Raw genomic sequence first — 14,670 nt, forward strand, 5'->3', positions numbered from 1 at the left:
ATCTCTCAGACCCGTGCGGCTTTTAGAAGTGCCATCTGGCCGCATCGCTGCCACTGGGGCGGGCGGGCAAGGACCAGCACAGCGGGCACCCTGCCAGCGTCAGGGCGGGCCGCAACCGGCGTGCAGGCCCCCAACCGCTGTCCTCAGCGGGGCCAAAATCTGCGGGTGCGGCGATTGTGATCTCCTCGCCACCCAGCCGTTTGGGCAGCGCGACCAGCGCCTCGGCCATGCGGGCCAGCGACAGACGCGCAACGGCGACCTCAGCGCCACGCGCGGCTTGCGCCAAAGCGTCCAGCACCGCGGCGGCCATCAGATAGCCGGTCGCATGGTCCAGGGCCTGGACCGGCAGCGGCACCGGCCTTACTGCCCCGGCCCAATGGCGCCCGGCCTCGGCGATACCGGCGCTCATCTGCACCAGACTGTCAAAGCCGCGCCGCCCGGCCCAGGGACCGCTCCAGCCATAGGCGTTGAGCGTCACCTCCACGCGGTTGGGCGCAATCGCATCGCGGGTGGCGAGATCCAGCCCCAGCGCATCCAGCGCCCCGGGGCGATAGCCATGCACCAGCACATCCGCCTGCGCCAGCAGATCGCGCAGACGCGCCTGCCCGGCGGCGCTGCGCAGGTTCAGCTGCGCCATCCGCTTGCCAAGCGCGACCTCCTGCAAGACGCCCGGCTCGTCCCATCCCGGCGGGTCGATGCGCAGAACCTCGGCCCCGAGCCCGGCCAGCGTGCGGGTGCAAACCGGACCGGCCAGCACGCGCGTCAGATCGAGCACCCGCATCCCCGTCAGCGGGCGCGACAGATGCGCCTCGGGGCGGTCCCGCAGCCGCACGCGGCGGGGTTGGATCCAATCAACCAGCGGCTCTGCCGCCACGGCGGCGCCCTGCGGATGGGCCAGCCAGTCGGCGCGGCTGCGCATCATGGCGCTGGCGCCGCCTGCCGCCACCACCGCGCTTTCCAGCGCGTCACCCTCCCAGCCCGCGACGGCGGCGGTGACCGCCTGCCGGTCCTCGGCACAGCCCAGCACCGAGAGCGCGGCGGCGCGGTGGTGGGGCAGGTTTGTATGCAGGCGAATCCAGCCATCGGCGCAGGGGTAATCCCCGGCGATGGGATCCCAGAGCGAGGGCATCTCCCAGCCCTCGGCGCGGAAGGAATGGCCAAACCACAGCGAGGCCAGCCGCTGATCTACCGTGACCCGCGGCGCGCGCGCCGTCAGGTTCAGCGCCACCACCAGATCCGCAAGCGCCAGACCCACCGCGCCAAAGGCGGCATTGGCCAGCTCGGTGACCGCATAGGCGCTGGGTAGCACCCCTGCGCCGCTGACCTCATAGGTGCCGGGATCCGGCAGGCCGCTCAGGCGGGTCATTGCTGATAGGGGTCGAGACTGTCGCGCAGCCCATCCCCGAGGAAGTTGAACGCCAGCACCACCACGATGATCGGCAGCATCGGGATCGCGGTCCAGGGGTAGATCTCGATATTGGCGAGGTTCTGCGCGTCATTGAGCATCACGCCCCAACTGACCGCAGGCGCCCGCAGGCCAAGCCCGAGGAAGGAGAGCGCCGTTTCGCCAAGTATCATCGCGGGGATCGACAATGTCGCCGAGGCGATCAGATGGCTCATGAAATTCGGCAGCAGATGCTTGCGGATCACCCGGCCGGAGGAGGCCCCCATCATCTCGGCGGCGCGGACGTATTCCTCTTCGCGCAGGGACAGGAACTTGGCCCGCACCGACCGCGCCAGCCCCGGCCAGTCCAGAATGCCGAGGATGATCGAGATGATGAAAAACACCGCCACCGGCGACCAGTTGGAGGGCACCGCCGCCGAGAGGGCCAGCCAGAGCGGCAGCTCGGGGAGGGAGCGCAGGATCTCGATCACCCGGTTGATCACCCAGTCGATGCGGCCGCCGAAATAGCCCGCAATCGAGCCAAAGAAGATCCCCAGCACAAAGGACACGGTGATGCCGATCAGACCCACCGTCAGCGACAATTGCGCGCCAAAGAGGATGCGGCTGAAGATATCGCGCCCCAGCCGGTCAGAGCCCCAGAGGAACAGCGTCGCCCCCTCTGGCGCGCAGACCAGATGGGTGTCGGCTTTGATCAGCCCGGCCAGGCGATATTCGGCCCCCTCGCAGAAAAATTCGAGCGGCTGGGGGTTGTCGTAATCGGGCTTCACCACCCATTGGAAGGTCTCCAGATCCGCCTCCGAGGTCAGCGGATAGATGAAGGGGCCGAGGAATTTGCCCTCGTGAAAGAAGTTCACCGACTGCGGCGGCGAGTAGATATGTTCGGAATCGCGCTGATTTGGCCCATAGGGGGCGATGAAGCCGACAAAGGGCAGCATCAGATAGCAAAACAGCAGGAAAATGCCGGAGATCAGCCCCAGCCGGTGCGATTTGAACTTGCGCCAGATCAGCACCCAGTTGGCGGCATCCAGATCCTTGCGCTCCAGCTCGCGGATGGAGGCCTGGGGGTCATAGGGCGCATCGTCCACAAAGCGGCCATCGGGGTATTCGCGGCTCATGCGTCACGACCTTTGTAGCGGATGCGCGGATCCAGCAGGACCAGCAGAACGTCGGAAATCATGGTGCCCATCAGGGTGAGCAGGGCGACAAACATCAGCACAAAACCCGACAGGAACATGTCCTGCGATTTCAGCGCCTGCAACAGCACCGGGCCGATGGTCTGCAAGCCCAGCACCACCGAGACCAGCACCGAGCCGGAGACCATGGCGGGTAGTAGGTTGCCGATGTCTGCGACAAAGGGGTTGAAGGCCACCCGCAGCGGGTATTTCACCAGCATCCGCGCCGGGCGCATGCCCTTGGCCACGGCGGTTTCCACATAGGGTTTGCCGAGTTCGTCCAGCATATTGGCGCGCAGCCGCTGCATCATCGCCGAAGCGCCGGAGGTGCCGATCACGAAGGTGGGCACGATCAGGTGGATCAGGATGGATCTGACCTTGTCCCAGCTCATCGGTGCGCCCTCGTATTCGGGCGCCATCAGCCCGCCGATCGGCAGGCCGAGGTGTTTGTGGCCGTAGTAAAACAGGATCAATGCCAGCAGGAAGTTCGGCGTCGCAAGGCCCAGATAGCCGATAAAGGCCGCCGTATAATCCACGATGGTGCGCGATTTCGCTGCCGCCAGAACGCCCAGCGGCAGGGCGACCAGATAGACAAACAGCACGGCGGCGAGGTTCACCAGCACGGTGAGCCAGAGGCTCTCGCCGACGATCTCGCTCACCGGGCGGTCGAATTCAAAGGACCAGCCGAAATTGCCCTGCAACATGCCGGAAAACCCATGCGGGCCGGGGGCGATGCCCATCCAGATCAGATATTGCTGCCACAGGGGCTTATCCAGCGCATATTCGGTGCGCAGGAATTCGGCCTTGGCGACGCCCGCCTGCTGGCCGGTGGCGCGCAGCTCGGCGATCTGGTTCGACAGGAAATCACCCGGCGGCAGATTGATGATCCAGAACACCAGCACCGAGACCAGAAGCAGGGTCAGCAGCATGGTGCAGAACCGATAGAGGGCGTAGCGCAGGATCTCCATCAGTCCTTGCCGCCCTCAAAATAGAATTCATCCATCCGGTGCACACCGAAATGGGCGCCGGGATCCCAGGCCCAAATCGCCACTTTGGGCACGTTGCGCAGCTTGTCGGAGACCACAACCGGCTGCGGCGCGGCGGCGACAAGGCCGATGGCAAAGATATTGTCGGCATGGATCTTCAGCATCTCGCGCCAGATCTCGGCGCGGGCCTCGGTGTCTTCGGCCATGTTCCAGTCGTGCAGAAGCTGCATCAGCCGTTCCGCCGGGGGCATATCCGGCGCTTCGCCCACGGCGCCGCCGGTCTGGTAGAACTGGCCCCATTTCGGCCAGGACAGGAAGACCTGATCGGTCGGTGCGAGATAGGCGGGGGAGGTATAGGCCTGCGGCAAGCCATTGTCCCAGCCGTACCAGACCGAGGCCATGGTGGTGCCGGAGAACACCCGGTTGCGCAGGATGTCGCGATCCAGCGGCCGCATGATCAGCTTCACGCCGACGTCGCGCCAGTCGTCGGTGATGATTTGCAGGGCGTTTTCAACCTCCTGACGCTCGCCGGCGGTTTCCACCACCAGCTCCATCGGGCGGCCATCGGGCAGGCGGCGAATGCCATAGCCGTCGCGCTCTGTCAGGCCGGCCTCGTCCAGGAGCTGATTGGCCAGCTTGGGGTCGAATTGCGCCCAGGCGGCGCGTAGGGCGGGATCAAAGAACGGGCTTTGTTCCAGCACCGTCATGGCGCCGGGCTTGGCCAGGTTGAAATAGAGCGATTTGTTGATCGCGGCGCGGTTGATCGCCAGCGACAAGGCCCGGCGCACCCGCACGTCGCGCAGGGTGTCGCGCCACACGTCATCGGCCACATTGAGGTTGGGGTAGATCGCGATCTGCGAGGCGGTGCCCGAGGACCAGAGCTCGGTGCGATAGCCGCCTGCGGCCTCGCCCTTGCGCAGGATCGGGATGTCGCGGAAATCCAGCCCGCGCGCTTGCAGGTCGGACTCGCCGGCGTTGGATTTGGCCGCCACCAGCCCGCCGGAGACGATCTCCATCTCCACCCGGTCGATATAGGGCAGCTGCACGCCGTTTTCGTCGATGCGGTGATAGAAGGGGTTGCGGGTGAATTCGTGGCGGATTTTCTTGCCGGCGGTGGCATTGATCCAGGGCTGGAGCGTCGGCAGGTCGGGATTGTCGAACTTGTCCATATTGTCGAGCTTGTTATGCAGCGCGGCCCAGCTCTTGACGCGGGCGTAGTCGATTTCCTCTTGCAGCGTTTCGGGGTCGGCGAATTCCTTGTGGAATTGCTTTAGATAGGCCGCGGGGCGGTAGATGAAGGGCGGCACCGCCTGCGCCAGCACCTGCAAGAAGCCAGGATTGGGCCGGGACCATTCAAACACCACGGTGGTTTCATCCGGGTAAGACACCTGCGGCAGCTCGCCCTGGACGATCACGAAATCCGGCGGGCCGGTGGGGTTCAGCTCCTTGTTGGTGGCGATATACTCCCACCAATACTGAAAATCCGCCGAGGTGAAGGGATCGCCGGAGGACCATTTGTGCCCCGGGCGCAGGTGAAAGGTGAACTTGCGATCGCCTTCGTTTTCAAAGCTCTCCAGGATATCGGGCACCAGATCATATGTCTCGTTGTAGCCGACAAGCCGGGCATAGCCGTAAACCACCATCTGGCGGATGTCCTTGGAGCGGGTGATCATGGTGTTGAGCGTGCCGCCCTGCACCCCGGGCGTGCGGCCCTTGGCGGCGACATCCACCACCAGCGGGTGTTCGGGGATGCGGTCGGCGGCGGCGGGCAGGGTGCCGTCTTCGACCGCCTGCTGCAAGAACGCGCTTTCCTGCACATTTGGCTGGGCCAGAGCGGCGCAGGGCAGGGCCAGCGCCAGCGCGGCGAGGCTGAGGAGGGTGTTTCGGGCATTAAACATGGCAGCGCACCTTATGTCCGGGGTCGAGTGGCACCAGCGGCGGGGCATCCTGTCCGACAAAGCGGAAGGCCTCCGGCCAGCCTTCGGGCGCACCGGCGCCCTGGGCCACGAGTTTCAGGTTGATGGGCCGGTCCACATCGGGCACCGGCTGAGCGGCGATCAACGCCTTGGTGTAGGGGTGTTTTGGGTCGTGAAACAACACTTCGGGCGGGGCTTGTTCAACGATCAGCCCCCGCCGCATCACCGCGACCTCGTCAGCGATGCGGGCCACAACCGCAAGGTCATGGCTGATAAAGAGATAGGACAGTTGCCGCGCATCCCGGATGTGTTCGAGCAGGGTCAGGATCTGTTCCTGCACCGAGACATCCAGCGCCGATGTGGGCTCGTCACAGACCAGCAGGGCCGGGTCCAGCATCAGGGCGCGGGCGATCGACAGGCGCTGGCGCTGACCGCCGGAAAACGCATGCGGATAGCGGCTGAGCATATCGCTGGGCAACCCCACCAGGCGCAGCATCTCGGCCGCCTTGTCCTTGCGCTCGCTGCGGTTGCCGATCTGGTGGATGTCCAGCGGCTCGCAGAGCGTGTCGAGGATGCGCTGGCGCGGGCTGAGCGAGGAATAGGGATCCTGAAACACCATCTGCGCCTGTTTCTGAAAGGCGCGGCGGGCGGTGCGGTCCAGCTCGTGCACCCGTATCGGGTCGCCGCCGGTGGTGGCGCGGAACAGGATCTCGCCGCCGGGGTCAACGGTTTCGGCCCCCAGCGCGATGCGTGCGGCGGTGGTCTTGCCAGAGCCGCTCTCGCCGACGATGGCGAGGGTCTTGCCGCGCGGCAGGCTCAGGTCCACCGCCTCGCAGGCGCGCACCAGCGTCGGTTTGCTCCAGCTTTTGCCGGACCTGAGGGTGAAGGTCTTGGTGACGTTCTTCAGCTCGAGGATCAGATCTTTGCTGCCCTCGCGCAGCGGGCAGATCGCCTGCGGGATCTTGGGCGCCGCATTAAAGAGCGTCTGAGTGTAGGGATGGGCCGGGGCGCGCAGGATCGGCTCGGCGGGGCCGCTCTCCATCACCCGCCCCTTGTGCATCACCACCACCTGTTCGGCCATATTGGCCACCACGCCGAGATCATGGGTGACCAGGATCATCGCCATGCCGGTTTCCTGTTGCAGCTCCTTCATCAGGCCGAGCACCTGCGCCTGGGTGGTCACATCCAGCGCCGTGGTGGGTTCATCCGCGATCAGCAGATCGGGTTTGGCCACCATCGCCATGGCGATCATGGCGCGTTGACGCATGCCGCCCGAAAGCTCGAACGGATAGGCGCGCCAGGTGCGCTCCGGGTCGGGAAAGCCGACGCGCTCAAAACAGTCCAGCACGTCGCGTTTGATCTCGCTGTCGGATTTGCGGCCATGCAGATAGAGGATCTCGGCCACCTGATTGCCGATCCGGTGCAGCGGCGAGAGCGAGCGCATGGGTTCCTGAAAGATCATCGCAATGCGGTTGCCGCGCACATCACGACGCATCTGGCGCTCGCTGATGCGGGCCAGGTCGAGGTCGCCATCGGGGCCATTCAGCATCATCCGGCCCGAGTGCAGCCGGGCGGCGCGCGGCAGGATGCGCAGCACGGCGCGGCAGCTGATGGTCTTGCCAGAGCCGCTTTCGCCGACGAGGGCCAGGGTTTCACCGGGACAGACAGAGAAGTTCACATTCTGTACAACCGGGTTGTCCTTCCCGAACCCGATACTTAAATCTTCAACCGTGAGGAGAGAGCGCATTCTTAGCGGTCCCTGCCGTGCGGTTGTTGCGCAAGACTGGTGATGAGAGATCTCCCTGTTTTTGAGCATACCTTCGCGCGGCGTGACGGGTGTAGTCAAATGCCATTTGGTGCAGGCGAAAGCAGGAACGGCAATTTGTGACCCCGAAACCCATGTTCCCGGCGCGCTGATACGGGTAGTTTGCGACATTTCCACGACTGCGGCGGGTCTGTTCGACCCCAGGAGAGAAATTGTGCACTGGCAAACATGCCGAGGCGGATTGATCTTTCTGTCGACCGCATGGTGTCGGAGCTGGTGGAGCCCTTGCTGGCGCCGGGCGGGATGAGGGTCTGCTCCGACCGGATGGATTTCGCAAATATGTTTGAACTGTCGCTGCCTGTGGGGGGGGCTTGCCGGGGCGGTGTTTTGTCTATCAGCGCGGCTGACCCGCGGTTATCGTGGGTGTCACGCCGTTTGTTTCAGGGAGGTCCTTTGATGATATTTTACGATTGCTCCACCGCGCCCAATCCGCGCCGGGCGCGGATGGTGCTGGCGGAAAAGGGGATCGAGGTCGAGACCCGCGATATCTCCATCGCGGAGGGGGCGCAGCTTTCGGAGGTCTATCGCGCGGTGAACCCGCAGGCGATGGTGCCGGCGGTGGCGCTGGAGGATGGCACCTTGCTGACGGAAAACCTGGGCATTGCCGCCTATCTGGAGGCTCTTCAGCCCGAGCCGCCCTTGTTGGGGCGGAATGCGCTGGAAAAGGGGCAGGTGATGATGTGGACCGCCATCGCCGAGCAACAGGGCGGGGTGCCGATCGCCGAGGCGCTGCGCAACAGCCATCCGGCCTTTGAAAACCGCGCCATCCCGGGGCCGCAGAACTATGCCCAGATCCCGGCGCTGGCAGAACGCGGGCAGGCGCGGGCGGTGCAGTTCTTTGCGCTGCTGGAGGAGCAGCTGCAAGAGCTGCCCTATCTGGCAGGCGAGATGTTCAGCTTTGCCGATATCACCGCCTATGTCTTTGTGGAGTTTGCCAAGGTGATCCGCATGCGGGTGCCGGAGGGCAACAGCGCCACGCGGGACTGGCAGGCGCGGATCGCGGCGCGCCCTTCGGCCTCTGTTTGATCCCCAGCCGGACCCCCAGCTTGGCGGCTTGCGCTTGGTCAGGGCTGCGGGCACAGTGCGGCGGTGGCCAGGATCGGGCCATCTGCCCAGAGGTCGAGTGATGACACCAAAACCCGTTCTGCACCGCGATGACCCGGAGGCGCAGCCCCTGGTTGGCAATATCAAGGTCACGCGCGAGGACTGGCTGAAGCAGGGAATGGATGTGCTGATCCGCGACGGGGTGGAGCGGGTGAAGGTCCTGGCGCTGGCCGAGGCAATGGGGGTCTCGCGCTCCTCCTTCTATTGGTATTTCAAGTCGCGGCAGGATCTGCTGGATGCGCTGCTGACGCTTTGGGAAGAGACCAATACCGCCGGTCTGCTGTCCCAGGCGGCGCTGCCGGCGCCGCGGGTAACGGGGGCGGTGTTGAATGTGTTTCATTGCATCGCGAACCCTGAGCTGTTCAACACGGCGCTGGATTTTGCGATCCGCGACTGGGCGCGGCGCTCTGATGCGGTGCGGGCGCGGATGCGGGCGGGGGATGCGCGCCGGGTGGCGGGGCTGACCGAGATGTTTGCCCGCTACGGCTGCGACGAGAAAGAGGCGGTGACCCGGGCCAAGGTGCTCTATTACATGCAGCTGGGCTATGACATGGCGGAGCCGGAAGAAAGCCACGAATACCGGCTGGAGATGACGCCGGAATATCTCAAGGTGTTTACCGGCGAGGCGCCAACCGAGGCGGAGCTGGCCGATTTTGCCGACTATAGCCGCCGCTACTGGCGGGATCTGTCCCGCTGAGAGCTGTCATGCGGGCGCGCTGACGCGCGGCAGGTTTGAGCCTTTTTGCCCTGGCGGGCAACAGGCCGGCCTTCGGCGAGGATATTTGGAAAAAGGTGAACGTTGGCTCGTGCGATTTGCTCTTGTTCACGCGAGGCGTTCCTGTTACGTTCTGTGTGGCTGGCTAGAGCGCAACCATGCTCCAGGCGGCGGCCATGGCCACATAGGTGAGGTGGTGCAGCAGCTGGTCGGTGCCCATGGCGCGCCAATAGGCACCCTGGGTGGGTTCCAATTGCCGGCATTCGGAATGATGTGCCTTCCAGAAGTCGATGTTGAAATGCACCAACCATTCGGCGGCGCAGATCAGCACCATGAACCAAAGCGGGCTGCCAAAGAGGAACAGCACGATGAGGGAGCTCAGCGCATGCACGGCGGCGTGTTGGGCCCGTCCCGGATGGAAATACTCGCAGCGGCCTGACAGCATTTTCTTGGTCTGGAGGTAGAAGTCGGCAAACATATGTTTGACTTCCAACAGGCAGACCAGCAGCAGGACGATACCGACATTTTCGGGCAAGGCGAGTGCTCCTTTTGCAGTTTCGGCACACGTGGACGGCGCCCATGCGGACCTTACGGGGTTTTTCCTGTATCACAAATATTGCATTCGACTGTCTGTGAAATAGCTTACAGACGCAACCGGGTGACGCCGGTAGCCTATGGCAACGCCCCCTGTGGATGCGATATTTGCGCCATTGCCTGAGGCGGGCAAACCGCGCTACCCATGGCAAACCACGGTCACTTTCGGCGCATGTTGCTGCCGCATTATCCTCGGAGCCCTCCCATAGAACGCTCGCTTTTCCGATTCATCTGGAAATATTCCAAACGGGATCAGTTGATCCTTCTTGCCGTTACGGCCTGTCTGTTTCCCCTTTTGTATCTGACGCTGGAGCTGCCCAAGCGCATCATCAACGATGCCATCGGGGCGCAATCCTCCATCATCGACGTCTGGGGCATGCAGGTGGAGCAGCTGACCTATCTGTGGTTGCTGTGCGGGGCCTTCCTGATGTCGGTGTTGGTGCACGGGCTGACCAAGATGCGCATCAATACCATGAAGGGGGTGCTGGCCGAGCGCATGCTGCGCCGGTTTCGCTATAGTCTGATCGCGCGGGTGCTGCGCTTTCCGCAGCCCTATTTCGAGCGCACCAGCCAGGGCGAGCTGGTGTCGATGATCACCTCCGAATCAGAACCGATGGGCGGTTTGATGGGGGATGCGGTCAGCCAGCCGGTGCTCCAGGCGGGGCAGATGCTGACCATCCTCTATTTCCTGTTTGCGCAGAATTTCTGGTTTGGTCTCGCTGCGGTCGCGCTGATCCCGCTTCAGGGCTGGCTGATTCCAATGCTGCAACGGCGGATCAACCGGCTGAACAAGAAGCGCATCCAGGAGGTGCGCGGTCTGGCGGCGGAGATTGGCGAGAGCGCCGCCGGGGCCTCCACCCTGCGCGTGAATGGCGGCTGGCGCTATCGGATGGCGCGGGTGACGGATCGGCTGGGGCGGCTCTACGAGATCCGCTTTGAGATCTATCAGAAAAAGTTTTTCATGAAGTTTCTCAATAACTTCATTACTCAGCTGACGCCGTTTTTCTTTTATGCGGTGGGCGGCTATCTGGTGTTGCAGGGCAAGGTTTCGCTGGGCGCGCTGGTGGCGGCGCTGGCGGCCTACAAGGATCTGGCTTCGCCCTGGAAAGAGCTGCTGACCTATTACAACCAGACCCAGGACATGGCGCTGCGCTGGGAGGTGATCCTGGAGCGGTTCGCGCCGCAGGGGATGGTGGACGAACATTTGATGGAGGGCGAGCCGGAGGAGCTGCCGCGTCTGGATGGCGATATCGTTCTGGATGGGGTCAGCGTGCGCGATGCCGATGGCAATCTGGTGCTGGAGGATCTGACCGCGACCTTCCCCAAGGGGCAGTTGATCGGCATTGCCGCGCCCTCGGAAGAGGATCGCCGGGCCTTGGCCGAGGTGTTGACGCGCGAGGTTCTGCCGGCCTCTGGCAGCGTGCATCTGGCCGGGCATGACATTCGCACATTGCACCAGATGGTGCTGGCGACGCGGATCGGACATGCGACCTCGCGCCCGGCGCTGTTTCGCGGCTCCTTTGGGGAGAACGTGTTGATGCCGCTGCGCCTGCGACCGATGGAGGACCCGGATGATCCGACGGATCTGCGGGCCCAGCGGGACGCGGTGCGCGCGGGCAACAGCGCCGATTCCTTCCATGTGAACTGGGTCGATCCCGAAATCGCGGGGTTCCACCGCACCGAAGAGCTGCGGGATTGGTGGCTGCGAATCGTCGAGGGAATCGGATCGGATACGGCGCTGTTGCGGCGTGGCATGGATCAGGTGTTCGACAAGCGCGAACATCCGAAACTGGCCGAAGCGCTGGTCAAGCTGCGCCCACATGTGCAGCTGGCGCTGATGGACAGCGGGCTTGATGCCTTTGCGCATTTCAACAACCGCGAGCAATATAACCCGGCGCTGCCGGTGGCGGAGAACCTGCTTTATGCCACCCGGACGGTGCCGATCACTTATGAGCTGCTGCTGGAGCAGCATGATTTTCTGCGCACGGTGCGCAGGATCGGGTTGGACAAGGACCTGGTGAACCTGGCGCAGGATGTGCTGGAAATGCTGCGGCAGATCTTTGGCATGGATGGCACCACGCATCCGCTGTTCCGCAAGCTGGGGCTGGAGGCCTCGGATTATGAGGCGGCGTTGCAGCTGTTGCAGAAGGTGAAATCCAAAGGGGCCGACGCGCTGGAGCCCGAGGAGCTGGCACAGATGATGATCGTGCCCTTCTCGATTTCGGCCGAGGCGCTGGGGCCGGCCTTCAGCACCGAGATCGAGAATCGCATCCTGTCGCTGCGTGACAGCCACGGGGCGGAGCTTCTGGAAACGCTGGATGATATTTTCGTGCCGCTCTACGAGGGGCATTTCTCGCCCGGGTTCACGGTGCTGGAGAACGCGATGTTCGGCAAGATTTCCGACAATGCCGGGGCGCGGGCCGAGGATTTGCGCCGCGTCGTGGCCGAGGTCATCGACAAGGCCGGTGTGCGCGAAATGGTGGTGGAGCTGATCTTTGATCTGCCGGTGGCCGTCGGCGGGCAGGGGCTGGGGCAGAGCTTTGCCGAGCCGCTGGCCTTTTGTCGCGCCTCGATCAAGCGCCCGGATGTGCTGATCCTGGACAGCGCGCTGGCCAGTTTTGATCGCGACACCCGACGCGCCATGCAGGACAATCTGCGCGAGCTCTTGCCCGATACCACGCTGATCTTCCTGGAGCCTGCCTTCCGCGACCCGGATCGGTTCGACCATTACTTCGAGCTGCGCCAGGGCCGCCTGAAGGACGAGCGCGCCGATGACCGGGGGCAGAGCGGAGAGGATAGCGCCTCGGCGGCGGATCTGTCGCGCAAGCTGCGGGCGCTGGAAACGACCGAGCTGTTCTCTGGCCTCAATCGCCGTCAGTTGCGGCTGCTGGCCTTTGGGGCGCGCTGGTATGAGGCGGTGCCCGGCACCGTCGTGTTCCACAAGGACGAGGCGGCCACCGATGGCGCCTATATGATCATCGACGGCGAGGCCGGGCTCTATCTTCCGGCCGAGGAAGAGGGCGAGGAGGGCCAGCTGATCGCGCGGGTCGGCCCGGGCCGGCTGGTGGGCGAATTGGGCTTGATCCGCAAGGAGCCCCGGGCGCTCTCGATGGTGGCGGAAAGCGATCTGACCTGTCTCAGGATCGGGGAGGAGGAATTCCTCGCCGTGGTCGAAAACGACGCCAACACGGCGTTCAAGCTGTTGCAGGTGGTTGCTGGCTACGTCACCAACTAAACGCCGGTGGCAAGATATGGATATTGCGCACAGCCCCTCCTGGGGTTGTGTGATATGTCAGGCTTTCAGTCATAGGGTATATTATTGCATCCTATGGCCCGTGTTCTTTGCAGGCTCCAGATTAATCAAATTCAATTATAGCCGGTCTGGGGATGTCGATTTTATGGTTATTTATTGAATGTCACGGCGCGCAATTCGGTCCGTGCTTATGGGAGCCGTGATCAGCATTCCGTCGCGGCGGGGTCGCAAAAGCGGAGTAAATCTTGGTGGCGCTTGGCGGCGGATGTGGCTTGAGGTCGGCCCGGAGGCGGGCGTGTCGGGGGCTCGCGCTCGCCGCATCAGTTGGCGCGCTGTGCGCCGGGAATGGGGCCTGGAGCCACTGGTCCGGTTGCGGCTGAGTTTGGCCGGATCAGGTCAGATCGGACCGAGGCGCGCCGGTCTGCGGAATGCAGTGTTCCTAGTCGCAATAAATACCGTGCAGGGTGTGCAGGATATCGGTCGCAGGTCCATCCGCCAGCGAATAATAGACGGTTTTTCCTTCTCGGCGTGCAACCACGAGGTGATCCTCGCGCAGGCGCGACAGCAGCTGACTGACGGCGGCTTGCCGCTTGTCCAGAAGCGTTTCCAGGGCGCTGACCGAGAGCTCGTCCTGACCTGCCAGATGACACAGGATCATCAAACGCCCCTCATGGGCCAGCGCCTTCAGGAGGGCGGCGGCTTCGGATGCGTTTTCTGCCATTGCGGCGGCGGGCAAGTCTAGGGTGTCAGTCATCGTTCGCGTCTTCTTTCGGAGGCCATTGGTTGCCCGCCATGCGACGGGTCGCAATTTTGGGCGCGCAGAATGCGCCACTCCGAGTAGGGCCACGGATTGCGGGGGCTTCGCAATAGTTTTGATAAAAATTTATCTTTTTTAGCAATCATTCGCTCATCAATTACCCGATGAGCCTCGCCTAAAGTGGCGAGGCGGGCGGCGGATGTTATTCCCGGATTGCGGGAGCGCCGCCTTCGAACAGATTCCCGTCGGTATAGTTGCAGGGGGCTTCTTGCATGTTCAGATGCAGATCGCTGCCGGTGAAGGGATGCGCGCGGGCGAGGTCTTCGTCGACCTCGATGCCAAGCCCGGGGGTGTTTGGCGGGCGGACAAAGCCATCCTCGATCTGAATCGCGCCTTTGATGAGCTGGTGGTGAAACGGGGTTTCGATGGTTTCCAGCATCAGGATATTGGGGATCGAGGCGGCGAGATGGATATTGGCGGCCCATTCCACCGGCCCGGCATAGAGATGCGGCGCGATCTGGGCGCCAAAGACCTCGGCCAGGGCGGCGATCTTCTTTGCCTCCCAGATGCCGCCAGCGCGCCCGAGCGCCGGTTGCAGGATTTCGGCGGCCCCGGCGCGCAGGATGGCGGCGAATTCGGTCTTGGTGGTCAGGCGTTCGCCGGTGGCGACGGGGATGCGGACCTGGGCGGCGACGCGGGCCATCTCGGCGGCGCTGTCGGGGGGCGTGGGTTCCTCGAACCAGAGCGGGCTGAAGGGTTCCAGCGCCTGGCCGAGGCGGATCGCGCCTGCGGGGGTGAATTGCCCATGGGTGCCAAACAACAGGTCGGCCCGATCCCCCACCGCCGCACGAATGGCCCGGCAGAAGTCCACCGAGCGGGAGATATCGGACATTGCCGGCATATGGCCGCCCCGCAGCGTATAGGGGCCGGTGGGGTCGAATTT

Annotated in this window: 11 protein-coding genes; 3 read left to right on the forward strand and 8 right to left on the reverse strand. The window is 63.8% G+C overall.

What is annotated here, in order from left to right; genetic code table 11:
• Positions 1-22 precede the first annotated feature (22 nt).
• The 5 genes from HCZ87_RS15590 to HCZ87_RS15610 are packed head-to-tail and all read right to left on the reverse strand — an operon-like array spanning position 23 to position 7,226.
• Complete coding sequence (locus HCZ87_RS15590; protein ID WP_167645134.1) at positions 23-1,366, reverse strand: CoA transferase; 1,344 nt, start codon at positions 1,364-1,366, stop codon at positions 23-25.
• Complete coding sequence (locus HCZ87_RS15595) at positions 1,363-2,520, reverse strand: ABC transporter permease (RefSeq protein WP_167645136.1); 1,158 nt, start codon at positions 2,518-2,520, stop codon at positions 1,363-1,365. Before HCZ87_RS15595 ends, HCZ87_RS15590 begins: the two co-directional genes overlap by 4 nt.
• Entirely contained in the window at positions 2,517-3,545 is a 1,029-nt protein-coding gene (locus HCZ87_RS15600; protein ID WP_167645138.1) for an ABC transporter permease, read from the reverse strand. The genes HCZ87_RS15595 and HCZ87_RS15600 overlap by 4 nt, the downstream gene beginning before the upstream one ends.
• Positions 3,545-5,461, reverse strand: a complete 1,917-nt coding sequence (locus HCZ87_RS15605) for an ABC transporter substrate-binding protein (protein WP_167645140.1) — start codon at positions 5,459-5,461, stop codon at positions 3,545-3,547. Before HCZ87_RS15605 ends, HCZ87_RS15600 begins: the two co-directional genes overlap by 1 nt.
• A complete protein-coding gene (locus HCZ87_RS15610; RefSeq protein ID WP_167645142.1) occupies positions 5,454-7,226 on the reverse strand; it encodes an ABC transporter ATP-binding protein in 1,773 nt (590 codons plus the stop codon). Before HCZ87_RS15610 ends, HCZ87_RS15605 begins: the two co-directional genes overlap by 8 nt.
• A 474-nt stretch (positions 7,227-7,700) precedes the next feature.
• On the opposite strand from HCZ87_RS15610, the gene HCZ87_RS15615 reads away from it, so the two are divergent.
• Together HCZ87_RS15615 and HCZ87_RS15620 are read left to right on the forward strand one after the other, a co-directional pair.
• Positions 7,701-8,330 (forward strand): glutathione S-transferase, encoded by a 630-nt coding sequence (locus HCZ87_RS15615; protein WP_167645144.1) that lies wholly within the window; start codon positions 7,701-7,703, stop codon positions 8,328-8,330.
• A 100-nt stretch (positions 8,331-8,430) separates the two neighbouring features.
• Positions 8,431-9,105 (forward strand): TetR/AcrR family transcriptional regulator, encoded by a 675-nt coding sequence (locus HCZ87_RS15620; RefSeq protein WP_167645146.1) that lies wholly within the window; start codon positions 8,431-8,433, stop codon positions 9,103-9,105.
• A 163-nt stretch (positions 9,106-9,268) separates the two neighbouring features.
• Here HCZ87_RS15620 and HCZ87_RS15625 read toward each other — a convergent pair whose 3' ends face one another.
• Positions 9,269-9,658, reverse strand: a complete 390-nt coding sequence (locus HCZ87_RS15625) for a DUF3307 domain-containing protein (RefSeq protein WP_167645148.1) — start codon at positions 9,656-9,658, stop codon at positions 9,269-9,271.
• 315 nt (positions 9,659-9,973) lie between these two features.
• On the opposite strand from HCZ87_RS15625, the gene HCZ87_RS15630 reads away from it, so the two are divergent.
• Positions 9,974-12,952 carry an ABC transporter transmembrane domain-containing protein gene (locus tag HCZ87_RS15630; RefSeq protein WP_167645150.1) on the forward strand — a complete coding sequence of 993 codons (2,979 nt, stop codon included), beginning with the start codon at positions 9,974-9,976 and terminating at the stop codon, positions 12,950-12,952.
• Between the two features lie 457 nt (positions 12,953-13,409).
• Here the strand turns inward: HCZ87_RS15630 and HCZ87_RS15635 are convergent, their stop codons facing one another.
• Together HCZ87_RS15635 and HCZ87_RS15640 are read right to left on the reverse strand one after the other, a co-directional pair.
• Positions 13,410-13,724, reverse strand: coding sequence for a metalloregulator ArsR/SmtB family transcription factor (locus HCZ87_RS15635; RefSeq protein ID WP_167645152.1), 315 nt, complete (start codon positions 13,722-13,724; stop codon positions 13,410-13,412).
• A 205-nt stretch (positions 13,725-13,929) separates the two neighbouring features.
• Positions 13,930-14,670, reverse strand: a 741-nt coding sequence (locus HCZ87_RS15640) for a mandelate racemase/muconate lactonizing enzyme family protein (RefSeq protein WP_167645154.1), incomplete at its 5' end; no start/stop codon positions are given.

The organism is Phaeobacter sp. HF9A (genome assembly GCF_011806385.1).
GTDB lineage: Bacteria > Pseudomonadota > Alphaproteobacteria > Rhodobacterales > Rhodobacteraceae > Epibacterium.

Excerpts from the sequence above, each read along its gene's own strand:
- HCZ87_RS15590 (WP_167645134.1), bottom strand. The coding sequence starts at position 1,366 with ATGACCCGCCTGAGCGGCCTGCCGGATCCCGGCACCTATGAGGTCAGC.
- HCZ87_RS15595 (WP_167645136.1), bottom strand. The coding sequence starts at position 2,520 with ATGAGCCGCGAATACCCCGATGGCCGCTTTGTGGACGATGCGCCCTAT.
- HCZ87_RS15600 (WP_167645138.1), bottom strand. The coding sequence starts at position 3,545 with ATGGAGATCCTGCGCTACGCCCTCTATCGGTTCTGCACCATGCTGCTG.
- HCZ87_RS15605 (WP_167645140.1), bottom strand. The coding sequence starts at position 5,461 with ATGTTTAATGCCCGAAACACCCTCCTCAGCCTCGCCGCGCTGGCGCTG.
- HCZ87_RS15610 (WP_167645142.1), bottom strand. The coding sequence starts at position 7,226 with ATGCGCTCTCTCCTCACGGTTGAAGATTTAAGTATCGGGTTCGGGAAG.
- HCZ87_RS15615 (WP_167645144.1), top strand. The coding sequence starts at position 7,701 with ATGATATTTTACGATTGCTCCACCGCGCCCAATCCGCGCCGGGCGCGG.
- HCZ87_RS15620 (WP_167645146.1), top strand. The coding sequence starts at position 8,431 with ATGACACCAAAACCCGTTCTGCACCGCGATGACCCGGAGGCGCAGCCC.
- HCZ87_RS15635 (WP_167645152.1), bottom strand. The coding sequence starts at position 13,724 with ATGACTGACACCCTAGACTTGCCCGCCGCCGCAATGGCAGAAAACGCA.